Origin of the sequence: Labrys okinawensis (genome assembly GCF_047345005.1) — a bacterium.
GTDB lineage: Bacteria > Pseudomonadota > Alphaproteobacteria > Rhizobiales > Labraceae > Labrys > Labrys okinawensis.
This window is the reverse complement of sequence record NZ_CP178864.1, coordinates 1,918,032-1,939,697: the sequence shown is the minus strand read 5'-3', so window position 1 is coordinate 1,939,697 and position 21,666 is coordinate 1,918,032. Positions and strand designations below refer to the sequence as shown.

The following is a 21,666-nucleotide window of genomic DNA, read 5'->3' as shown; positions in this document are numbered from 1 at the left end:
GATTGTTGAACCTGCTCGCCTGGAGCGGGCCGACTTATTCCGCGGCGACGGCCAGCGATCGCTCCGCTTCCAATTCACGCACCAGGGGAATGACGTGCTTGCCGAAGAATTCGACCTCTTCCTGAAAATGCAGGAAGCCTAGGAGGATGAGGTCGGCGCCGGCGTCCTTGAGAGCCACGATGCGCTCGGCAATCTGCTGCGGTGTTCCGATCAGGTTGGAGCGGAAGCCGTCATTATATTGCACGAGGTCTTCGAAGGAGGATTTGGCCCAATTGCCTTCGCCCTCGGGCGAGGCCTTGCCGGCATTCTTCACCTCATGGGCGAAACCTTGGACCGCCTCCGGATTGGCCTTTGCGATAATCTCGGCCAGGACCGCTTTGGCTTCTTCTTCCGTGTCCCGGGCAATCGCAAAGGCGTTGACGCCAACCTTGACCGCGTGCCCGTTGGCAGCTGCCTTGGCACGGATGTCATCAACCTGCTTCTTGATCTCGGCGGGTGTATTGCCATTGGTGAAGTACCAATCCGAGACTCGGGCCGCCATGTCGCGCGCCGCGCGAGATGAGCCACCCTGGAAGATCTCCGGCTGAGGATCGATCGGCTTGGGCTTCAGGCTGTAATCGCTGAAACGGTAGAAATCACCCCGGAAGGTAAACGCGTCTTGCGTCCAGATCCCGCGTAGGGACCGGATGAACTCTTCCGAGCGGCGATAACGCTCGTCATGATCAAGCCAGGGTTCGCCGATGGCTGTAAACTCGCCGCGGAACCAGCCGCTCACCACATTCACGGCGACGCGGCCACCATAGATGTTGTTGATCGTCGCAATCTGCTTGGCGGCAACCGCGGGGTTCCAGGGGCCGGGCAGGAGCGCAACGATCACCTTCAGGCGCTCCGTCGCCGCCAGAAGCGCCTGGCTGAAGGTGACGGGCTCGTGCTGATTGTCTGCCCCATATCCTGCTGTGAAGCGGATCTGGCTCAGGGCATAATCGAAGCCATTGTTTTCAGCGATCTGGGCGAGCTCGCGGTTGTAATCAATGTCCCAGCTCGTGCGCTGCTCGATGTTGCTGATCACCAGGCCGCCGGACACGTTTGGGACCCAATAGGCAAATTTAACCGGTTCACGTTCGGACGACAGGGGAATGGACGACATTCTGGTTTTCCTGGATCTGGGGAGCTGAGAAGGCTTAAGCGTCGACCGGCAAGGCAACTGGGACCGGCCGTGCACTCAGCGTTTGAAGTTCGAGTTGCTGCCGGGCCTCGGCGGTCGCGCGATCGACGCGATCCTGCACGCGTTCGTTGGCAAGCTCATAGTCGTTGAAGTCGGAATCGAGTGCGTAGACCGCAGTCGGGATGGTGCGAGAGCCAAAGAAGCCGAATAGCGGCCGAAGCTGGTGTTCGGTCATCAAGCCATGCAGGGGCGTGCCACCCGTGGCGGCGAGGACGACGGGCGTGCCCTGCAGGGAACGATAGTCGACGAGATCAAAGAGGTGCTTGAGAGCACCGGTGTATGACGCGCGATAGACCGGCGAGCCAACGACGAGCAGGTCGGCGCTCTCCACAAGATCGACGACACGCGCGGCCCGTGGCGACAGTGTCGCGGCGGTCAACGAGGAAAAGAGGTGCGGCGCCTCATCGACAAGCTCAAGCAGATGAACGCTGCCTAGGTCCTGCAGACCATCCACAATGGTGCGAACCAGGCCGGTCGTGCGCGATGGCCGCCTTACGCTTCCTGAGATCCCAACAATTTTGCGCGCAGACATGGCGGCTCCTTTCGTGGTCGCTTAGAATCTATAATCGATAGAATTTGTCAACTAATGATTTGGATCTTTTTTGCGACGCGCGCGGGAAGGCCAAAAAAGCTGCGCAAGATCGCACGCCGATAAATTACAATAGATTTTTCAGTGTTTTAGAGGACAGCCAAATTTGGAAGGTTAGACTCCCGCGGTCCGATCATGATCCAAATCGCCGCATTCGTGATCGTTTGTTCACAATCCGTGCCCCAAATTCACGATTGGGCCTTGCTCCTAAGCCCACACCGGATTTGATCAGCTTTCTCAAGCTCGTTTGTTCACTTCCTGCAACGGAGAGCCGAGCAAAATTCGTTGCCGCATCGATAGCAATGGACAAGTCGCCAAAGGCCGCGGGCCACTGAGCTCACGGTATTTTCGAGCGCAACCCGTCTGGGGAAGCTGATATTGTTGCGCTCCCTTTTCCGGGCCGAAGGCGATTGATGATCCTGAGAATTTCTATGACCGTGTAGTAACTGCCGGGTCGGCTGACTGACGAGGATAGCGTCAACGAGCGCTCGGCGGCAGGCGCAGCGGGGGGAGCCTAAATTCGTCGAATGTTGGGGGAACGGCTCATCATTGAGGCGTCCGAGCAGTCCTTAGACTTGGCAGTCATAGCCTCTCGGCACTCATGACCGGCCAGTGTACAGAGAATGCGCCGTTGTGGAGAAGGCGGTGCTTATGCCTTGATCTTCCTTTGTTCTAGTTACTCTTTGGGACAATATCAGCATGGAGCAATACGCCGTATCCGCCCAAACCACAGATTTCATTCATCTTTCTTCGCCACCACGATAGCCTCGTATTGCTCGTTGGTTGGCAGGCTGTCGATGGGCGGTTCATATCCTCTCTGTTCATATCGTTCGCGGGTGATTTCGAATTTTCCGCCGATGTCGTAATCGACAAAGACCCATTCCGCTCCAGTCTCGGGAATTATGATCCGATATCGCCCGCGTATCTTCGGCAAGGGACGCATGCTTGCTTTGCCTCCGGCTCATGTATGTTCAGCAAAGTCCGGAGAATACGCCATGGATATTGTCGATAAGCTAAGAGTTCTGGCGTCGATGGTCGATGATCGACCCACCGTGGAAATCGAAGAAGCCCTGCTGGAAGCCGCTGATGCTATCGAGACCTTGCGAGCAATGGTTGCCGAACGGCGCTATAGATCCCTGAAGGATGTTGATCCGGAAGGAAATGCTTAGCGCAAGCTACGAGGATCATCGGTAAAGGACCCGAGCGCCAAGATTCATCAGAGCCCATCGGCGTGCAATGCAAGCACCTCGGCTACTGCGCAAGCGGATGGCTATGGCCGGTATGCGTTCGCGCAGGGACTTCCCTGCTGACAATTCACCTGTGGCTGGGCGATGGCTCCTTGCGAACGCGCGCCAATAAAACGAGCAACCTGAGCGAAGGCCAACACAAGTGGTGCCAATAACAAGGGGAGAGCGCCGGCCCTCCCCTCTGAAGTCGCGGTGTCACTCCGCGTCATCCGGGTCGAAATCGTCATCACAGACCAAGGCGTCGGGCAAATCCAGATCGCGATAGCCGCAATCCTCGCAGATGATGCTGTGGTGGAGATTGATCGAGCCGCAGGAGGCATACTCGAAGTACTGGAACTTGCAGCGAGGGCCGTCGCAGCTTGGGCACCGATCGCAGCTCGTGGTGTCATCCAATTCCATACCGCCGGGTTCGACGCAGCTTCCGTAAACGATGGTCATGATGATCTCCTTTGTCTCTATGACGGCCGGGCCGGCGGACTGGCGAAGATAGGGTCGAGGATCGCCATGCGACCGGCGGAGCCGGGGAGCGGGGGAACCGAAATTCGTGGAATTTTGGGGGGACCGCTCATCCTTGAGGCTGTCTGAGCAGTCCGTAGACTTGGCGGTCATAGAGAGGGGGAGCACGACCCCCGGCATCGCTGGCAAGCGAGGGGGTCGTTCCGGTCCAGCTGGCAGGCTGGAGATACCGCTTCTGGGCACTTGTGATCGACCACTGACCACGTTGTGGCAATGTGGAAGAGGCAGTGCTTACGCACCGCCCTTGCCGAACCGGTAGACCGGGATGCCGAGCGAGCGGGCCTTGTCGGCGAGGTTGTCCTGAATGCCGGTCCCCGGGAAGATGATGACGCCGATCGGCATGACGGCCAGCATCTGATCGTTGCGTTTGAACGGCGCGGCTTTGGCATGTTTTGTCCAGTCGGGTTTGAAGGCTATCTGCGGGACCTTGCGGTGATCGGCCCAGCGGGCAGCGATCTTTTCGGCGCCTTTCGGTGATCCCCCGTGCATCAGCACCATGTCCGGGTGCCGGGCGTGGATCTGGTCGAGCTTGGCCCAGATGAGCATGTGGTCGGTCGTGTCCCCGCCGGAGAAGACAATCTTAGGCCCGGTGGGCAGCATCACCTCGGTTTCCGCTCGCCGCCTGGCTGCGAGGAAGTCGCGGCTGTCGATCAGTGCGGCGGTGAGATTGCGATGGTTCACCAGGGATCCGGTATGCGGACGCCAGCTTGAGTGCGTATGCCGTTCGAAATGCTCGGCCGCCTGGTCGCGCATCAGCTCGAAAGCGTTTCTGCGTTCGATGAGAGTCTGCCCCTCGGCGGTCAGGCGCTCGAGTTCGACTGACTTCACTTCACTGCCATCCTGTTCGCGCTGGCTTCGGCCCTGCGCCCGCTCGTTGTCGTCGAGTTCACGCCCGACGCGGTCCGTGGCGCGGTGGAAGAGATTGACCGTGGACCAAAGGAGATCGTCGAGGTCGGGCTCCAGGCGTGTGTCTTGCAGTGCCGCGATCAGGGCGTCGAAGATATCGGCGATAGCGCCGGCAACGCGGTTGCCCTCCGGGAGCGGTCTGGGATCAGGCTCATCCTCGTAAGGGCGATAGCCGTAGAGCTGGAGTTCTTGCAGGACATAAGTGGTCGGGGATGCGTCGCGATGCAGTTCGTCGTCATCATATCCGCTCATGGGATGTTCCTTTGGCTGGACCGCGGCCGCCGCGGCCTTCATGGCGACGGAGCCCACGGGCGGAGCGGACCTGCACCCGAAGCTCAGCGCAGGGCCGAAGCGCCAGCGGAGGATGACGGGGGCCGACTATTTTGTTTCGCGATGGAAAGGCGCTTTCGCCCCACGCCGCCGCGTGGGGCGAAAGCGCCGCTGGAAAATAGTCGGCCTCCGCCATTGCTTGTCCGCCCCGAATGTGGGCCGATCGCCCTCTCGAAGGACCGAGGCGCGGTCCCCGCAAAGGCTCCTCCCATCCAAGCGGAAAGGGGTGCGGGGTGCGCGGCCACCTTGTTGCCTCCCGCTTATGTCGGCAGGGTCATGAAGCGTGCGACGTCCTGGGGAGCAAGCTGCACCCGGATATGCGCGCGCAGGGCCTCACGCCCGAGTGCAAGAAGATCCTCGTTGAAATCCCCGAGAACAGGCGAAAGCACGAGAGCCTCGATCCCGGCAGAATTTGCGCGTTCGATTAGGGTATCTCGTGCAACGTCGCCGGCCGGATCGTTGTCGCGGACGATATAGAGGCGGCGCAAACCACCGGGAAACAGGATGGCCGCGAGGTGGGCGGCCGAGAGAGCCGCACAGGCCGCCATTCCGGGCATGACCTCCAGTGCAGACAAGACGCTCTCAATGCCTTCGCCTGCTGCCAAGACCTCGCCGGCCCGGCCGAAGCGGACGGCATGCCCGAGGAGATCGCCCATCGCCTTGCGCTGAAGGTGGATCGGAGCCTTGCTTGACCCATCCGAGGCGAGCCAGGTCCGATGCGCACCGGTGATCTTGTCGATGAGATCTGTGACGGCGCCGATCATGGCAGGCCAGGTCTGGGTCGGACCATGCTCCTCGGGCCGATAGTAGCAGCGGGGATGGAAGTGGAGGCTTCCAGCTCCGTGCAAGGCCGTGATGCCACGACCTCGCAGATAGGTTTCAGCGAGCGTACCGCCGATCGGCTGCGACATGGCAAGCAGCCTTCGTGCCGCCTCAGCCGATCCTGAGGGTGCTGGATTGCGAATAAGCTTCCTGGGCCCCACTTCAGGGTCGGGCGTTGGCAAGCTGAGAAAGTGCCGGGCCTCCTCGGCCACCTCCGCGAAGTCGACGAGGCCAAGCGCTTCGCGGATCACGTCGAGGAGATCGCCATGCTCACCCGTTGCCGCATCGGTCCACTTTCCAGCAGCGCCCTTACTCGTTTCCCCCAGACGGACGAACATTGAGCGGCCGGGTGTGTTGCGGACATCTCCAACCACCCAGTACTTACCATCGCGCCGCCCGTTCGAGAGGTAGTGCCGGCATGTGGCCTCGGCCTGATTGGCGAGGTGGGCGGCCAAATCACGAGCTCCTTCCACCATATGGGCCTCCTGCAAAGAAAAAGGCCCGCCAGTGTCGGCGGGCCAGTGTGGTGACTCGGCTCGATTTATTCGGCCGCGACGACAGGAGGAGCATCGCCGGCCTCTTCATCTTCTGTGGCGGACGCTGTCTCGTCCATAGCCGTTTCGCCGCCGTCTGCCGTCATTTGTTCACCCACGGGTTCCACCTGGGAAAGGCGAAGCGGTTCCGGCAGCCAGCCCGTGTCAGACAGAAGCCGTTCGGCCTCCTTGGCCATGTCGCCCTTCTTGAGATGGTCGATGACCTGGGCGGCTCGGTCGCCGGCGCCCTCTCGCACGGCTTCGAGGATTCGGGCCTTGGTGACACGGCCTAAATAATTGCCGACTGTCGGCCGCCATCCGGCATTCACCATGTCGAGCCCCGTCGCCCGTGCAAGCCGGTCGGCCTGCGACATTCGCACTTGCAGGCCGTGTTCGCTCACGCCTGATCCACTGTAAGGGTTCGGCCGCTCATAAAGCGCGTTCACGCCGTAGCTGATGCAATGGGCGAGCAGATTCATCCGGCTGCCCTCGTCGAGCCCGACGAGCCAATTCCACAGGGCTTGGTCATCGATCGGAACCAGGTCGCCCCAGCGTTCGTGCCGATCGGTAACGGATTTTGCCGAGGGGCAATCCTTCAACTCGTCCGCTTGTGCAGAGAAGAAGATATGGCGGACATTGGCCTCGAGCGCGCCCGTCGCCGGTCGATGAAGGAACGTGTCCTGTTGATTTCCGTTGAGAAGTGACCCGGGATTTCCATTGAGAACTGACCCGCCCCGATGATGTTTGTGTGTCAGGCTGAGGTCAAGTTTCGTGCCTTCTCCTTTGCTGGCTTTGGACTTTTCGCAGAGCTGTTTTTGAAGCGGAAGCTGTCGTTTCCGGTCTCCAGGATATGGCAGTGATGGGTGAGGCGATCGAGGAGCGCAGTGGTCATCTTGGCATCGCCGAAGACGGAAGCCCATTCGCTGAACCCGAGATTGGTGGTGATGACAACGCTGGTGCGCTCATAGAGTTTGGAGAGCAGGTGGAAGAGCAACGCGCCACCCGAGGCACTGAAGGGCAGGTATCCTAATTCGTCGAGGATAACGAGGTCGGAGTGGACGAGGCGACCGGCAATCTGACCGGCCTTTCCCTGGAGCTTTTCCTGCTCGAGAGCATTGACGAGTTCGACGGTTGAGAAGAAGCGAACGCGTTTATGATGATGTTCGATCGCCTGAACGCCGAGTGCGGTGGCGATGTGGGTCTTGCCCGTACCGGGGCCGCCGATCAGGACGATATTATGAGCGTCCTCGAGGAACTCACAGCGATGGAGATGGCGCACGAGAGCCTCGTTGACCTCGCTGGAAGTAAAGTCAAAGCCGCTGAGGTCTCGGTAGGCTGGAAAGCGGGCGATTTTGAGCTGATAGGCCGTTGATCGAACTTCGCGTTCGGCTGTCTCGGCCTTGAGGAGTTGCGCCAGGATCGGCATGGCGGCCTCGAAGGCCGGGGAGCCCTGTTCGGTCAATTCGCCGATGGCCTGGGCCATGCCGTGCATCTTGAGGCTGCGCAGCATGATGACGAGAGCGCCGCTTGCCGGATTATGACGCATGGCGAGCCTCCCGGCGCAGGGCCTCATAACGTTCGACATTGGCCTTGGGCTCAGTGGTCAGAACCAGAGCCTGGGGAGCGTCCACGGTTGGTGGGGTGATCGGCTTGCCGTCGATCAGGCGATGCAGCAGGTTGAGGATATGGGTCTTGGTCGGAACACCTGCACTCAATGCCAGTTCGACGGCCGTCAGCACGACCTGTTCGTCATGCTGAAGCACGAGCCCCAGGATCTCGACCATCTCGCGGTCGCCGCCTGGCGTTTTGAGCAAGCGGTGTTGCAACGATCGGAAGGCATCCGGCAAATCGGCAAAGGGGGCACCGTTGCGCAGGGCTCCTGGTTTGCGCTGGATGACCGCCAGATAATGGCGCCAATCATAGATCGTCTGGCCCTGTTGGGAATGGGACCGGACAAAGACCCGCCGATGCTCGCAGATAGCCTGGCCCTCGGCTGCGACGACGATGCGGTCTGGATAGAGCCTGACGCTGACCGGTCGATTGGCGAAGGAAGCTGGAACGCTGTAGCGGTTACGTTCCAGATGGATCAGGCAGGTCGGTGAGACGCGCTTGGTGTATTCGACAAAACCATCGAAGGGGCGTTGGACCGGCATCAGATGACGGATCTCCTCGTTCCAGACATCGGCGACGGTTCCGGATTGGACGCCGTGCGGGGTCAAGGACCATAGGTCCCGGCAGCGTGTCTCAAGCCAGTCGTTCAGCGCCTCCAGGGACGGGACGTTCGGCATGGGCTGCCACAGCCGATGCCGGGCATCCTGGACGTTCTTCTCGATCTGTCCCTTCTCCCAACCTGAGGCGGGATTGCAGAACTCGGCCTCGAACAAGAAGTGGCTGACCATTGCCGAGAAGCGGATGTTGACCTGGCGATCCTTGCCACGGCCGACTTTGTCGACCGCCGTGCGCATGTTGTCGTAAATCCCTCGGCGCGGCACGCCGCCCAGGACACGGAAGGCGTGATTGTGGGCATCGAACAGCATCTCGTGGCTTTGCTGGAGATAGGCCCGCAGCGTGAAGGCGCGGCTGCACGACAGCTTGAAGTGGGCAACCTGCAGCTTGGTTCGCTCGCCGCCGATGATGGCCCAGTCTTCGGACCAGTCGAACTGGAACGCCTCGCCCGACACGAAGGCCAGCGGCACGAAGGTGCCACGACCGCTGGTGCGCTGCTCATGCTGGCGGGCTGCCTTCCATTCGCGCGCGAAGGCCGCCACCCGATTGTAGGAGCCTCCGTAACCAAGGACTGTCAGATCGGCATGCAACTGTTTGATCGTGCGCTTGTGCTTGCGGCTCTTGCCGGCTTCCACCCGCAGCATCGCCGACAGCTTGTCCACATAAGGATCAAGCTTGCTGGGCCGATCGGGAACAGCGAACCGAGGCTCAATCCGCTCGGCGCGCAAATACTTGCGAACTGTGTTCCTCGATAGCCCAGTGCGTCGGCATATCTCCCGGATCGGCAAATGGTCCCGGTAGTGCCAGCGTCGAATGACGCTCAATAACTCCATGTTGATCACTCCGTCGTCCCCTGCGCTAGCCGCACAGGGGGAGCTTCGAACATGGGTCAATTCTCGATGGAAAAATCCCCTCCGACTGGGTCACTTCTCAGTGGAAATCAACAATCTGCCGCTCTCGGGTGGGAAGGGAGCCTCAGCTCCCGTCTCGAAAACAGACACTTAAACTGACCGCCAAGAGTCGGGAGAGATACTGCTCTCAATCCTGCCACCCAACTAGTTCGCTGTTCGAGCATTTGCTACACGGCTGCCTGTCTCTCCCCCTCCAGCATGAGGTTCCTCGGGCTTCTCGAATGCACGTCCGATCAGATTGCTGCGATTGGGAGCGAACCGGAACATACCTGAACCGACCCACAGCGCGAACTCGCCGTTCTCGACTGCGTTCGCTATCGTGGCGAACGCAGCGCCGAAATTCGCAAGCACTTGTCGTATGGAGATTTGGTTGGCTGTCGGACCCAGCGCAATGCCCTTTTTCCCTCTCACTTCGCGCGGGTCTTCGACAAGTCCGGCCATGGCTAGCCTCAATTCTATGGCTGGACTTTCTGGCATCGATGCATTCCCGGGTGATTTCGCTATGCGAGATAAATGCAGCGGCGCGCTCTAAACGTTATGGTTCAATAGAGGCCTCTGCAAATGTAGCGTATTCCTCCCTCGATAGACCCATTGCAAGATGAAAATATACTCCTTTCATTTGAAACGTATCAACGTATAACTTAAACTCCTGAAGCGTAAAAGTCTTTGACTTTGTCTTGTAAGAGCCAGATTGATTTTTTGTGACGAATGTGACAGTATCATCATCTGTTTGTATGTAGGCATGGATAATACTGTCACGATCAACACAGTTTCTCGCCTCATTGAATGCGCGAATGATATTGTTTTTGTTTGGATGTTCACTTCTCTTAATGAGATCGGACAGAAGTTTAGCTTTCTTACCGAAGGTCATACCATTTACAATTAAGTGAGCCTGAACAGAAGAGACATTTAGGAATTTCCAGATCGCAAAATCCGTTGTCAGATCGAATGATGACCATGCAGCCACAAAGGCACCGAGCCGTTGTTGAAACTCTGGATGAAATATCAGCGCATTTTCCGATACTTTTGACATAAAATGTCTTTCTGGCGGGTCTCAGGGCATTTGACCGGGTTTAGGCCGCTACTGTTTCCGCCGCCAGCACTAGATAGCCGAACGAGACGGCTGTTATGTGCCTTCTTTAGGCGGGTTGTCCCGTAGTGTCTGCATCACCTGGTTCTCGATCTCCTGCCTTCTTCGCAAAACCTCCCCGCCATTGACCAGTTCTAAAAGTTTCCAAGATGGCACAACAGCCATCATTCCCGAGTTTTGCTCAACCTGCCTATCCCACGGTGGACCGTTCCCGAGGGGGCGTCCCAGAGAATCGCTCAACGGCACCCACGCTCGCAAGTATCCCCACTCAATTCCCATCAGGTACGGACCATAACCAATGCTTACGCTTGGTCTGTAAGGTCCTCCTAGAAACGGCTGCACGTGCCAAAACACTGGCGAACCGCTGTAGCCGCCGATGGATCTTGCTTCGACTAGAAAGCTTTCTTGGTCGAATCCACCCACTCTTATCGGCTCATCTGGCATCTGAGCAATGTTGCCGAATCTAACAGTCGGATTATTCCTTTGCTTTCCTTCGTGGTTGACAAATCTGCCAACAACAAAAACATCGTCTCCCGGACCTATATGTGCGCTCTCGACTATTTCCTTGGTCAAAAGTTGCTTTGTATCGACATGCTGAAACTTAAATTTCTTAGGATCGAAAGAAATCAGACAAACGGCTACATCATCGCCGTCGGGATGATAAAGCCAATCCCTCTCGTCTGTTTCTAGGGTCTCTTTCTTACCATCAATTGAGTTCATACGAATAACGCAAGCACCATCCTCGACAACATGGCGATTGGTTACTGCGTACACGCAGTAAAAATTTCTCTCTAGGCGTGTGGTCGCTACACTAATAAGGAATCCGCTTCCTCCGATAGCCTTCCCCTCGTCAGCGTCCTTCTCAGACGGGTAAAGATATATTACGCAATCAAGGTATTCATCTTTGATTCGAGGCATGGGCCGTGTTCACCTATTGTAATTACGACCAAGATTTGATCGACGCTCAATCATTTCACTAAAGGTGGAATTCTGGAATCCCCATTTCGGCTGGGTATTAACTTGCCCAAGCGTAGCCTTGGGACAATAGGGTGTCAGGCGGAAGGCCCACTGCAAAGCCCAAGGCTATTGCTCGTAGTTGGCGCAGTCGCGACGACCGTCGTGGAGACCAGAAATGTCAGCTTTCAGGAAGCCGCAAAGTCCCTCGCAGCGACTGAGATTAGGCGCGTAGCCGAACGTCCGCTACCTCGTCAGAGGCCAATGACCGTAGTTGGCGCGTGTCAACAGATTGGCAGAACTCTTGCAATTCGGGCACTTGAACTAAAATCACTTTCTCAATCGAACACCAGCACCACCACCATTCTCGGGGATAAATTCTACTCCCGCCGCTTCAAGCGACAGCTTGAGCGCTTGCGTGATGGAAGATGACAGCTCCCTTTCTCCACGCTCAAGTTGTACGATCGTACGCAAACTGACCCGCGAAATGTCAGCAAGATCTTGTTGGGTTAGATTGAGAAGCCCGCGAGCAGCCCGGACTTGAGAGGGAAAGTTCTTCATTCAACTGCACGTCAATGATTGCGTAAAAAGCGCAAATATGCCTATTATGTGAAATCGACCGAGCGAATGCTCGTAACACTCGCCCGGCCTGGCCACTACCCAAGCTGTGAGGAGCTCGGATCATGGTTGATTCTGAGACTAGCACGAGTCTGCCCAGATTATCGCGCAGGGACGTTCTCTCCACCTTAGTGGCGACCGCCGCCGGCAGTCCGTTTCACCACGCCGCAACCGTGGGAGCGCAGTACGATCCTGCCCTTATTGCCGGGAAGGCTTGGTACTTGGCTTCACGCAAGGCACTTGCCCTGTGCCGCAGGCAGCAGAGTCTGGAAACGGAACTCGTCCGCACGATAGGCTTTCCATCGCTAATCCTAAACACTACAGCACTCGGCAAACCGACTCGTGTCGGATCATTGCAAACATTCGACAACCTCGCATCTGGCGAGCCTTCGATCCGTTCGTTACGCGAGTTCGTTGAAGCTGAACTTTGCGCGCAACAGGCCCGTTGGGACGAAGCCGATCGTCGCTTGGGATATTCCGTCGCCTTGCGGGAAGAGGAACTTGCCCTGGCCCGCGAGCAAGAACTGGCCGACGACCTCTTTGCTGCCGAGGCCCTGACGATTCCCGGCATCGTCGCCAAGATCGAAGCTTTGATTGCCCTCGATGAACCAAGCGAGGACGCGGATGAGCGGCCCTGGCCCCAGCTTCGCCAAATTCGCGCCGAACTCCTTGATATGTTCAAACGTCAGGCGACTCAATCGACATGAGGACGATGGCGCGCATGGCCTATTTGGAGGTAAAGCTTCACACCCTCTCCGAAGGCGAGGTCTCGCGCCTGCATGTTGGCGTCAAAGGCACGATGAATGCCCTGCTCTTGAAGGATCTCGCTGACAAGACTCGCCGCGGCCAGCGCGGACGGATCGAGCGGCGCAAGGTCGGCGGTGGCAATGCCTATGGCTATGACGTGGTCAGGAAGGTCGACGGCGGTGGCGAGTTGGCCCGCGGGGAGTGCACTATCAACGAGCACCAGGCGCAGGTGATACGCCGTATCTTTCGCGACTGTGCCGGCGGCAAGTCGGCCAAGCGCATTGTTCATGAGCTGAACAGGGATGGCATCGCCGGTCCTGGCGGCGGCGCTTCGGACGCCAGCACCATCAATGGCAATCCCAAGCGCGGCAACGGCATCCTCAACAATTAGCTCTATGTCGGCAAGCTGGTCTGGAAGTCGCCTCACAACTGAGGTCTCCCTAACGTTAAGAAGGAAGCGCTGCTCGGTGTTGTGCTGGGAAACGTCGAGCCGGGGGCCGCAGTATCGACTGACAAACTGCATTCCTATGGTTTATTGGAAGAGGATGGCGCACAGGGTCGCCGATGCATGTGAGCGCCTTAACGTGTCGCGCAGGAATCAGTGAATCGATGTTGGGAATTATTTTGGGAAGCACTGGGAAAAGGGCCCTGATTGTGCGTTGCAGCACGTCCGTGCTTGCTTCCTCGTGCTTCCCCCCTGCTTCCCCGCGTTCGTCACGAGGGCCGGGGAAGCAAAAAGCCTCCCGAAGGAGGCCTCTTAAGTTATTGATTTCCCGAAGGAAAAATGGAGCGGGCGAAGGGATTCGAACCCTCGACCCCAACCTTGGCAAGGTTGTGCTCTACCCCTGAGCTACACCCGCATCCGTGGGCCGCCGACGCAAGTGCCATCAGCGAGGCCGCTCTATGCCAAAGGCTCGGCGGGATTGCAACAGGGAAATGTCAGAAATTTTCATTTGGCTCTTTTCATCCACAGGCCCCACCCCAAATCCCTGGGTGACGCGCGCGCCGTTTCGTGCCAAAAGCGCGCCCAATCCCGAATTTCCCAGAGCTACGGGCTTTTTGGCCTTCGTGCTTTTTTGAACGGTTTCGCCTTGAACGATCTGTCGCATACCTCCAACCTCACCCCGCTCGAGCGTGAAGTCGAGCGGCGGCGCACCTTTGCCATCATCTCCCATCCTGACGCGGGCAAGACCACGCTCACCGAAAAGCTGCTGCTGTTCGGCGGCGCCATCCAGCTCGCGGGCCAGGTCAAGGCCAAGGCGGAAAAGCGCAATACCCGCTCGGACTGGATGTCGATCGAGCGCGAGCGCGGCATTTCCGTGGTCACCTCGGTGATGACCTTCGAATATGAAGGCCTCGTCTTCAACCTGCTCGATACGCCCGGCCACGAGGACTTCTCGGAAGACACCTACCGCACGCTCACAGCGGTCGATTCGGCTGTGATGGTGATCGACGCCGCCAAGGGCATCGAGGCGCGTACGAGGAAGCTGTTCGAGGTCTGCCGCCTGCGCGATATTCCCATCGTCACCTTCATCAACAAGATGGACCGCGAGGGGCGCGACCCCTTCGAACTGCTCGACGAGATCGAGAAGACGCTCGCCCTCTCCACCGTGCCGATGACCTGGCCGCTCGGCCGCGGGCGCGATTTCGCCGGCACCTACGATCTTGCCGCCAGCCATGTCCGCCTGCTCGACAAGGATATCGCGCCGATCCCGGTAATAGCCGGCGACACGGCCGCGCTCGCCAAGGCGGTGCCTTCCATCGATGCCGAGGCGGCCTCCGAGGAGATCGCCCTGGTGCAGGAAGCCTGCGGCGCCTTCGACCTCAAGGCCTTCCGCGAAGGCCATATGACGCCGGTGTTCTTCGGCTCGGCCATCAAGAACTTCGGCGTCGGCGACCTCCTGCAGGGTCTCGGCGACTATGCGCCCCAGCCGCGCGACCAGGAGGCTTCAACCCGCATGGTGGAAGCCACCGAGGACAATCTCTCGGCGTTCGTCTTCAAGATCCAGGCCAACATGGATCCCAACCATCGCGACCGCATCGCCTTCGTGCGCCTGTGTTCGGGCAAGCTGACGCGCGGCATGAAGGTGAAGCAGGTGCGCACCGGCAAGTCGATGAGCCTGAACGCGCCGCAGTTCTTCTTCGCGCAGGACCGTGCGCTGGCCGAGGAAGCCTATGCCGGCGACGTCGTCGGCATCCCCAATCACGGCGCGCTGCGCATCGGCGACACGCTGACCGAGCGCGAGGACATCGCCTTCCTGGGCGTGCCGAGCTTTGCCCCGGAAATCCTGCGCCGCGTGCGCCTGCCCGACGCCATGAAGGCCAAGAAGCTCAGGGATGCGCTGCAGGATCTCGCCGAGGAAGGCGTGGTGCAATCCTTCCGCCCGCGCGACGGCTCTCCGGCCCTGGTGGGCGTGGTCGGTGCCCTGCAGCTCGACGTCTTGCAGAACCGCCTCGATGCCGAATATGGCCTGGAGATCCGCTTCGAGCCTTCCGAATTCGCCCTCGCCCGCTGGATCTCGGCGCCGACGCGCCAGGAACTCGACAGTTTCGTCTCCTCGCACACTTTCTCGATCGCCGACGACCTCGACGGCGATCCGGTGTTCATGGCGAAATCGGCCTTCGACTTGCGTTACCAGGGCGAACGCGCGCCGGCCATCGTGTTCGCGGATATCAAGGACGTGAAGAAGGCGAACTGAGTGGGAGCGCTCCGGGTGCACGGGCATCTTGCCTGTCCTTGAAGCGTGGAGTCAGCAAAGGGGAAGAACGGGCAAGATGCCCGCGCACCCGAAAAAGCGCGACCGAAAGGCCGCGCCCCATTCTACGTCTGTACCGCTTCCAAGAGCGGGCGCGACGTCCGCGCTCCCAGGAAGCTATGCCGGCTCTGTCTTCAGCGCGGGATAATCCGTATAGCCTTCGGCGCCCTTGGCGTAGAACGTCGCGGCGTTCCAGGCGTTCAGCTTGGCCTGAGCGGCGATGCGGGCCGGCAGGTCGGGGTTGGCGATGAAGAGCTTGCCGAAGGCCACCGCATCGGCACCGCCCTGCTCCACCAGCGCCTCGGCGCTCTCGGGCGTGTGCTTTTCGTTGGCGATGAAGATGCCCTTGAAATTCTCGCGGATCTTCGGCGCGATGCTGCTGCCGTCGAGATATTCGCGGGTGCAGATGAAGGCGACGCCACGAGCGTTCAATTCCTTCGCGACATAGCCGAACAAGGCCGGCGCATCGCTGTCGCCCATCGAATGGGAATCGCCACGGGGGGCGAGATGCATGCCGACGCGGTCGGCGCCCCACACCGAGATCACCGCATCGGTGACTTCGAGCATCAGGCGGGCGCGGTTCTCCATCGAGCCGCCATAGGCATCCTCGCGCCTGTTGGTGGAATCCTGCAGGAACTGGTCGAGCAGATAGCCATTGGCACCGTGGATCTCGACGGCATCGAAGCCGGCTTCCTTGGCGTTGAGGGCGCCCTGGTGATAGGCCTCGACGACGGCGGGGATCTCGCTCGCCTCAAGGGCGCGGGGCGTCACATAGGCCTTCTCGGGCCTGACAAGGCTGACGTGCCCCCTCGGTGCGACGGCACTGGGCGCGACCGGCAGGGCACCGTCGAGATAGATGGGATCGGAGATGCGGCCGACATGCCAGAGCTGCAGGGCGATGCGGCCGCCGGCGGCGTGCACCGCCTTGGTGATCTCTTTCCAGCCGGCCACCTGCGCCGCTGACCAGATGCCGGGCGTGTCGGGATAGCCGACGCCCATCGGAGTGACCGAGGTCGCCTCGGTAATGATCAGGCCGGCTGAGGCGCGCTGCACATAATAGTCACGCATCAGGGCGTTAGGCACGCGGCCTTCGCTGGCGCGGGTGCGCGTAAGCGGGGCCATGATGACGCGGTTGGGCAGGTCAAGCGCTCCAACGCGGAGCGGATCAAGCAAAGTCGGCATCGTCAATGAACCTTATCAAGTGTTGATCGACTGAAATCACAAGCCTTGCCCTCTGACGTCAACCGGACGGGCGCGGCACTGCAGCCTCACAGTTCGATAGTTATCGAATATAGGAAAGCCATCGTGCAGTGCAACACCCTCACCTCGATGTGAGCAACGTCAGCCGGACCGGCGTGGTCGCGATGCTGCTGGCGCAAGATCGGAAAGACCTGGATGGTCCCGCCGGCAACGTCGCGCTTTTGCCACAACGATCACATCCGGTGGTTGTGCGGGGCTGGCCGCATGGTGCATCGAGTGGGAGGAGGGCTCTTTGCAGCGCTGCCTCTGCAAATGGAGAAAAATTCATTGATCTCATCCATTCATCGCTTAAATTTGCCGGCTAATTACCATTCTCTGAAGCACTTTGGAAAGCTTATCAGACTGAGTCTTTTTCGGGGCGCTGTTTATAAAGTGTCATAGAGTATCTCTAGGAGCGTCGTCCTGATCGCAGCACAACCGTGCTGCCGGGAGAGGACGAGCGATGTCACTATTTGGCAAACTGGCGAATCTGAAAAGTCTGGTGAGTGTTGCCGGCGGAGCGATAATGCTGGCCGCAAGCGTCAGCGGCGCCCTGGCCGACAAGACGAAGGTCGATTTCTGGTTCGGCAATTCCGGCGACATCGCCAAGCGCGTGCAGGACGTCTGCCAGCACTTCAACGACTCCCAGGCCGATTATGAAGTGGTCTGCACCAGCCAGAACGGCTATGCGAACGCCTTGCAGAACACCATCGCCGCCTTCCGCGCAAACAAGCAACCCACCATCGTGCAGGTCTTCGACATCGGCACGCTCGACCTCATGCTCTCCGGCGCCTATTACCCCGTCAACAAGCTGATGGCCGAAAATGGCTACAAGGTTGACTGGAGCAACTACTTCCCCGGCATCCGCGCCTATTATGCCACCTCGAAGGGCGACATGTATTCGATGCCCTTCAACTCCTCGACCGCCCTGCTCTACTGGAACCAGGACGCCTTCAAGAAGATCGGCAAGGATGCCGCGCCCAAGACCTGGGAAGAAGCCGCCGAAGACATGGATGCCCTCAAGAAGGCCGGCTATGACTGCCCGCTCGGCATCGACATCAGCTCCGATGAAGTCTGGCAGCTGATGGAGCAGTTCTCCGCCATCCACAATCAGCCCGTCGCCACGAAGAATAACGGCTATGATGGGCTCGACGCCGAACTCGTCTTCAATAAGGGCAAGTTCGTCCAGTATGTCACCGACCTGAAGAAGTGGTACGACGCGGGCCTCGTCAAGCTGAAGTCCAAGCAGGCGGGTGAGGACTACATCACCGCCTTCGCCGCGGGCCACTGCCAGATGACGCTGACCTCCGTTGGCGACCACGGCACCATAACCCGCACCGCTGCGCCCGACATGCACTGGTCGGTTGCCGAACTGCCTGTCTATGCCGGCACCGACCGCAAGAACTCGCTGGTGGGCGGCGCTTCGCTCTGGGTGTTGCAAGGCAAGTCCCCAACGGAATACAAGGCCGCCGCCGCCTTCCTGAACTTCATCGCTCAGCCCGAGCAGGCCCTGTGGTGGTCTTCCAACACCGGCTACATCCCGGTGACCAAGACGGGCTACGATTTCATGACCAAGAACGGCTTCTACGACAAGGCGCCGTATAAGGGCCGCGAATACGCCATCGCCTCGCTGACCGCCTCCGAGCCGACGCCGATCACCCGCGGCCTGCGCCTCGGCGGCATGCCGCAGATCCGCGCCGAAGTCGCCAACGCCCTGCAGTCGATCTTCTCGAACCAGGCCCAGGTGCAGCAGGCTCTCGACGATGCCGCCAGCCGCGGCGACGCCGTGCTGCGCCGTTTCCAGGCGACCTACAAGGGCAAGGAACTGCCCTGATCCGCTTCGCCAGCACGATCGACAGTACGAGGCCGGGGCTCGAGCTCCGGCCTTTGTCAGTAGGCGGGTCCCATTGGTGTGCCGGTCTTCAGACCGGCAGGCCCGCGACCCCTCGAAAGGTTGTAGGATGCCGGTCTGAAGACCGGCACACCGAACAGGGTCCGCTCCGGCACAGAAGTGTGGATGCATGGAAAAGCGCGCAATCTTCAATAACAAGTGGCTCGGCATCGCTTTCATCCTGCCGCAGCTCTTCCTGATCTTCACCTTCTTCTACTGGCCCGCGAGCCAGGCCCTCTATTGGGCTTTCACGCTGCAGAGGCCCTGGGGTGGCGGTAACGATTGGGTTGGTTTCGACAACTTCGCTGCCCTCTTCTCCGACACAGTCTATTGGCAGTCCGTTGTCCGCAGCCTGGCCTTCGCCATCATCTCGACCGGGCTTGCCATGGGCTCGGCCCTCTGCCTCGCGCTTCTCGTCGACCGCCAGCTCTCGGGCAACCGCTTCTACCGAACCATCTTCGTGTGGCCTTATGCGATCTCCCCGCCTGCGATCGGCCTCGCCTTCCGCTTCATGCTGGGATCAGACGCCGGCCTCATCGCTTTCGTGAACCAGATCTGGCCAGGCATATGGAATCCCACGCTTAACGGCTATGACGCCATGGCCGCGGTGATCTTCGCCTTTTCCTGGAAGTATGTCGGCTACAATTTCATCTTCATGGTCGCGGCCCTGCAGGCCATCCCACGCTCGCAGATCGAGGCCGCCGCCATGGATGGCGCCGGTTGGCTGCGCCGCGCCTTCGACATCCAGATCCCGCTCATAACGCCGACCCTGTTCTTCCTCCTGGTGATCAATATCACCGACAGTTTCCAGGACAGTTTCGGTATCGTCGATATCATGACCTCGGGCGGGCCGGCCCGTGCCACCGAATTGATGGTCTACAAGATCTATTTCGACGGCTTCAAGGGCCTCGACTATTCCGGCGCAGCGGCCCAGTCCATCGTGTTGATGCTGCTCGTCATCCTTCTCACCATCGTGCAGTTCCGCTTCCTGGAACGGCGCGTTCACTATCGGTAGGAGGGCGCTATGGTCGAACGCACGCCGATCCTCAACCTCGTCACGCACGTGCTCCTCGTTCTCGGCGCCATCATCACCTTGCTGCCCTTCGCCATCGTGACGATCGCCGCCACCCACTCGCTGCAGGAAGTCAACCAGGTGCCGATGCCGCTCTGGCCCGGCCGGGATTTTCTTGCCAATGTGAAGGAAGCCTGGACGCGCGCCGATCTCGGCACCGTGCTGCTCAACAGCGTGATTTTCGGTGCCGGCCTCGCCTTCGGCAAGGTGGTCATCTCGGCGATCTCGGCCTATTCGCTCGTCTTCTTCGGCTATCGCGGCCGTGTATGGATCTTCTGGGCGATCTTCATCACCCTGATGCTGCCACTCGAAGTGCGCATCGTGCCGACCTATGCGGTGGCCACCAACGCCCTCTCACCCTACCAGGCTATCCTCGACGCGCTTGGCATCACCTCGGTGATCAACGCACTTACCGGCACCACGGTGGACCTGCAGTGGAATCTGCTCAATTCCTATCCCGGCCTGATCCTGCCCTTCGTCGCCACCGCCACCGGCACCTTCCTGTATCGCCAGCATTTCATGACCCTGCCGGAAGAACTGGTGGAAGCGGCCAAGATGGACGGCGCCGGCGCGCTCCGCTTCTTCTGGGACATCCTGCTGCCCCTCTCGCGCAACAACATGGCGGCACTGTTCACCATCATGTTCGTCTGGGGCTGGAACCAGTATCTGTGGCCCCTGCTCGTCACCACCGAGCCCTCGCACATGGTCTCGGCCGTGGGCCTGCATGCGCTCATTCCCGGCCAGAACGGCATCCCCGAATGGCACCTCGCCATGGCCGGAACGCTGATCGTGATGCTGCCACCCCTCATTCTCGTGATCTTCATGCAGCGCTTCTTCGTGCGCGGCCTGGTTGCGACGGAAAAGTAATCCAGAGAAAGCATGGCAATGGCCGAAATAACCGTCCGCAATGTCCGCAAGAGCTATGGCCGCACCGAGATCGTACACGGGGTCGACCTCGACATCCATGACGGCGAGTTCATCGTCATCCTCGGCCCCTCCGGCTGCGGCAAGTCAACCCTGCTGCGCATGGTGGCGGGGCTTGAATCGATCACCTCCGGCGAGATCTCCATTTCCGGCAAGGTGGTGAACAATGTCGAGCCGCGCGAGCGCGGCTGCGCCATGGTGTTCCAGAACTATGCGCTCTATCCCCACATGAACGTGGCCGAGAATATCGGTTACAGCCTCAAGGTGGCGGGTGTGCCCCGGGCCCAGCGCATGGAACGCATCCGCAAGATCGCCGAACCGCTGGGCCTGACCGACTATCTCGACCGCCGCCCCGCCGCCCTCTCCGGCGGCCAGCGCCAGCGTGTTGCCATGGGCCGCGCGATGATCCGGGAGCCCAAGGTCTTCCTGTTCGACGAGCCGCTCTCCAACCTCGACGCGCGCCTGCGCGTGCAGATGCGCGCAGAGTTGCGCCGTCTGCACCAGCGCCTGAAGACCACCTCGATCTTCGTCACCCACGATCAGGTGGAGGCGATGACCCTGGCCGACCGGCTGGTGGTGATCAACAAGGGCCATATCGAGCAGGTCGGCACGCCGGCCGAGGTCTATTCGAAGCCGTCCACCCGCTTCGTCGCCAGCTTCATCGGCTCTCCGCCCATGAACTTGCTGGAAGGTACGATCGAGAGCGGCGGCGTCTTCGCGCAAGGCAGCCATGCCCGCATTCCCGTGCCGATCCTCGACGTGGCCGAGAAGACCGGCCGCAGGGTAACGCTGGGCGTGCGGCCTGAACAGATCACGCTCGCCGAGAATGGCACGCCAGGCACGCTCGCAGCTACGGTTGATTTCGTGGAGGAACTCGGTTCCGGCCGCATCGTGCAGGCCGACCTCAAGGGCACGCCCTTCGCCATTGCCGTCACCGACAAGCGCGCCCTCAATCCGGGCGACACCATCAGCGTGGCGATCCCGCCCGAGGTGATCCATCTCTACGATGGCGAGACAGGGCTTAGGATTTAGCCTCCCTGGCATCGCAGGCATCCTTGCCTGCTCCTGGA

At 59.9% G+C, this 21,666-nt stretch carries 21 protein-coding genes, 1 tRNA gene and 2 pseudogenes; 9 read left to right on the top strand and 15 right to left on the bottom strand.

Annotated elements, in window-relative coordinates:
- Nucleotides 1-34: 34 nt before the first annotated feature.
- The 3 genes from sfnG to ACMDCR_RS09175 form a co-directional block, all read right to left on the bottom strand.
- Nucleotides 35-1,147 carry a dimethylsulfone monooxygenase SfnG gene (sfnG, locus tag ACMDCR_RS09185; protein ID WP_413992233.1) on the bottom strand — a complete coding sequence of 371 codons (1,113 nt, stop codon included), beginning with the start codon at nt 1,145-1,147 and terminating at the stop codon, nt 35-37.
- 34 nt (nt 1,148-1,181) lie between these two features.
- Nucleotides 1,182-1,757 carry an FMN reductase gene (msuE, locus tag ACMDCR_RS09180; protein WP_413992232.1) on the bottom strand — a complete coding sequence of 192 codons (576 nt, stop codon included), beginning with the start codon at nt 1,755-1,757 and terminating at the stop codon, nt 1,182-1,184.
- Nucleotides 1,758-2,550: 793 nt separating this feature from the next.
- A complete protein-coding gene (locus tag ACMDCR_RS09175) occupies nt 2,551-2,757 on the bottom strand; it encodes a hypothetical protein (protein WP_413992231.1) in 207 nt (68 codons plus the stop codon).
- 52 nt (nt 2,758-2,809) lie between these two features.
- On the opposite strand from ACMDCR_RS09175, the gene ACMDCR_RS09170 reads away from it, so the two are divergent.
- Nucleotides 2,810-2,983 carry a hypothetical protein gene (locus ACMDCR_RS09170; protein WP_413992230.1) on the top strand — a complete coding sequence of 58 codons (174 nt, stop codon included), beginning with the start codon at nt 2,810-2,812 and terminating at the stop codon, nt 2,981-2,983.
- A gap of 273 nt (nt 2,984-3,256) precedes the next feature.
- Here the strand turns inward: ACMDCR_RS09170 and ACMDCR_RS09165 are convergent, their stop codons facing one another.
- The 10 genes and pseudogenes from ACMDCR_RS09165 to ACMDCR_RS09120 all read right to left on the bottom strand — a co-directional run bounded on the left by ACMDCR_RS09165 (nt 3,257) and on the right by ACMDCR_RS09120 (nt 11,910).
- Nucleotides 3,257-3,499 carry a hypothetical protein gene (locus tag ACMDCR_RS09165; RefSeq protein ID WP_413992229.1) on the bottom strand — a complete coding sequence of 81 codons (243 nt, stop codon included), beginning with the start codon at nt 3,497-3,499 and terminating at the stop codon, nt 3,257-3,259.
- Nucleotides 3,500-3,808: 309 nt separating this feature from the next.
- Nucleotides 3,809-4,735, bottom strand: coding sequence for a DUF2493 domain-containing protein (locus ACMDCR_RS09160; RefSeq protein ID WP_413992228.1), 927 nt, complete (start codon nt 4,733-4,735; stop codon nt 3,809-3,811).
- A 338-nt stretch (nt 4,736-5,073) separates the two neighbouring features.
- A complete protein-coding gene (locus ACMDCR_RS09155; RefSeq protein WP_413992227.1) occupies nt 5,074-6,111 on the bottom strand; it encodes a toprim domain-containing protein in 1,038 nt (345 codons plus the stop codon).
- A gap of 65 nt (nt 6,112-6,176) precedes the next feature.
- Nucleotides 6,177-6,872, bottom strand: a pseudogene (locus ACMDCR_RS09150) (DNA-binding protein); the annotation flags it as partial.
- Between the two features lie 47 nt (nt 6,873-6,919).
- Complete coding sequence (gene istB / locus ACMDCR_RS09145) at nt 6,920-7,714, bottom strand: IS21-like element helper ATPase IstB (protein ID WP_413991136.1); 795 nt, start codon at nt 7,712-7,714, stop codon at nt 6,920-6,922.
- Entirely contained in the window at nt 7,704-9,227 is a 1,524-nt protein-coding gene (gene istA / locus ACMDCR_RS09140) for an IS21 family transposase (RefSeq protein WP_413989053.1), read from the bottom strand. Before istA ends, istB begins: the two co-directional genes overlap by 11 nt.
- Nucleotides 9,228-9,449: 222 nt before the next feature.
- Entirely contained in the window at nt 9,450-9,746 is a 297-nt protein-coding gene (locus ACMDCR_RS09135) for a hypothetical protein (protein WP_413992226.1), read from the bottom strand.
- 94 nt (nt 9,747-9,840) lie between these two features.
- The gene (locus tag ACMDCR_RS09130; RefSeq protein WP_413992225.1) at nt 9,841-10,338 is read right to left on the bottom strand and encodes a hypothetical protein; all 498 of its coding nucleotides are present in this window, start codon (nt 10,336-10,338) and stop codon (nt 9,841-9,843) included.
- A gap of 93 nt (nt 10,339-10,431) precedes the next feature.
- Nucleotides 10,432-11,169, bottom strand: a complete 738-nt coding sequence (locus ACMDCR_RS09125) for a trypsin-like peptidase domain-containing protein (protein WP_413992224.1) — start codon at nt 11,167-11,169, stop codon at nt 10,432-10,434.
- A 510-nt stretch (nt 11,170-11,679) separates the two neighbouring features.
- Nucleotides 11,680-11,910 carry a helix-turn-helix transcriptional regulator gene (locus ACMDCR_RS09120; RefSeq protein WP_413992223.1) on the bottom strand — a complete coding sequence of 77 codons (231 nt, stop codon included), beginning with the start codon at nt 11,908-11,910 and terminating at the stop codon, nt 11,680-11,682.
- Nucleotides 11,911-12,032: 122 nt separating this feature from the next.
- On the opposite strand from ACMDCR_RS09120, the gene ACMDCR_RS09115 reads away from it, so the two are divergent.
- The 3 genes and pseudogenes from ACMDCR_RS09115 to ACMDCR_RS09105 all read left to right on the top strand — a co-directional run.
- The gene (locus tag ACMDCR_RS09115; RefSeq protein ID WP_413992222.1) at nt 12,033-12,674 is read left to right on the top strand and encodes a hypothetical protein; all 642 of its coding nucleotides are present in this window, start codon (nt 12,033-12,035) and stop codon (nt 12,672-12,674) included.
- A 14-nt stretch (nt 12,675-12,688) separates the two neighbouring features.
- A complete protein-coding gene (locus tag ACMDCR_RS09110) occupies nt 12,689-13,105 on the top strand; it encodes a recombinase family protein (protein ID WP_413992221.1) in 417 nt (138 codons plus the stop codon).
- 45 nt (nt 13,106-13,150) lie between these two features.
- A pseudogene (locus ACMDCR_RS09105) lies at nt 13,151-13,264 on the top strand (IS1595 family transposase); the annotation flags it as partial.
- A gap of 235 nt (nt 13,265-13,499) precedes the next feature.
- Here the strand turns inward: ACMDCR_RS09105 and ACMDCR_RS09100 are convergent.
- A tRNA-Gly gene (locus ACMDCR_RS09100) sits at nt 13,500-13,574 on the bottom strand.
- Between the two features lie 231 nt (nt 13,575-13,805).
- On the opposite strand from ACMDCR_RS09100, the gene ACMDCR_RS09095 reads away from it, so the two are divergent.
- On the top strand, nt 13,806-15,413 hold the full coding sequence (locus ACMDCR_RS09095; RefSeq protein WP_413992220.1) for a peptide chain release factor 3: 1,608 nt from the start codon (nt 13,806-13,808) through the stop codon (nt 15,411-15,413).
- A 174-nt stretch (nt 15,414-15,587) separates the two neighbouring features.
- On the opposite strand, the gene ACMDCR_RS09090 is transcribed toward ACMDCR_RS09095, so the two are convergent.
- Nucleotides 15,588-16,652, bottom strand: coding sequence for an alkene reductase (locus ACMDCR_RS09090; protein WP_413992219.1), 1,065 nt, complete (start codon nt 16,650-16,652; stop codon nt 15,588-15,590).
- Between the two features lie 547 nt (nt 16,653-17,199).
- Between ACMDCR_RS09090 and ACMDCR_RS09085 the strand changes: the two genes are divergently transcribed.
- The 4 genes from ACMDCR_RS09085 to ACMDCR_RS09070 all read left to right on the top strand — a co-directional run bounded on the left by ACMDCR_RS09085 (nt 17,200) and on the right by ACMDCR_RS09070 (nt 21,628).
- Complete coding sequence (locus tag ACMDCR_RS09085; RefSeq protein ID WP_413993573.1) at nt 17,200-18,543, top strand: extracellular solute-binding protein; 1,344 nt, start codon at nt 17,200-17,202, stop codon at nt 18,541-18,543.
- A 187-nt stretch (nt 18,544-18,730) separates the two neighbouring features.
- Entirely contained in the window at nt 18,731-19,615 is an 885-nt protein-coding gene (locus ACMDCR_RS09080; protein ID WP_413992218.1) for a carbohydrate ABC transporter permease, read from the top strand.
- A 9-nt stretch (nt 19,616-19,624) separates the two neighbouring features.
- Nucleotides 19,625-20,539 carry an ABC transporter permease subunit gene (locus ACMDCR_RS09075; protein ID WP_413992217.1) on the top strand — a complete coding sequence of 305 codons (915 nt, stop codon included), beginning with the start codon at nt 19,625-19,627 and terminating at the stop codon, nt 20,537-20,539.
- An 18-nt stretch (nt 20,540-20,557) separates the two neighbouring features.
- Nucleotides 20,558-21,628 (top strand): sn-glycerol-3-phosphate import ATP-binding protein UgpC, encoded by a 1,071-nt coding sequence (locus tag ACMDCR_RS09070; RefSeq protein ID WP_413992216.1) that lies wholly within the window; start codon nt 20,558-20,560, stop codon nt 21,626-21,628.
- The last annotated feature ends 38 nt before the right edge of the window (nt 21,629-21,666 follow it).